Annotated in this window: 1 protein-coding gene; it reads right to left on the bottom strand. The window is 65.5% G+C overall.

All coding sequences use genetic code 11. The annotated features are described in order from the left end of the window. Positions 1-420: condensation domain-containing protein (locus ACW9IN_RS30115; protein WP_457369244.1), on the bottom strand; the 420-nt coding region annotated here is incomplete at both ends.

Raw genomic sequence — 420 nt, 5'->3', positions numbered from 1 at the left:
CCTGCATCGACCAGCCATCGGAAACGATATGGTGCTGCACCAGCACCAACACATGGTCATCCTCGGCCACGCGCAGCAGGCTGACGCGCAGCAGCGGCCCGCGGGTCAGATCGAAGGGCTCGGCGATCCGGGCTTCCACCTGGCTGCGCAACGAGGCTTCGCTGACGTCGATGAATGCCATGTTGATCTGCGCCGTCGCGGCAATGACCTGCGCCGCGCGCTCGCCATCCTGGTGCAGGTGCGTGCGCAGGCTCTCGTGGCGCGCCACCAGCGCATCGAAACTGCGTTGCAAGGCGTCTCGATCCAGGTGCCCTTTAAGGCGCAAGGCGCTCGGCACATGGTAGGCCGCACTGTCCGGATCCAGTTGCCAGAGGAACCACTGGCGTTCCTGGGCATAGGACAGCGGCAGCGGTTGATCGC

The sequence above is a fragment of the Pseudomonas sp. SDO5271_S396 genome (assembly GCF_054071795.1).
This window is presented reverse-complemented; position numbering and strand designations above follow the sequence as displayed.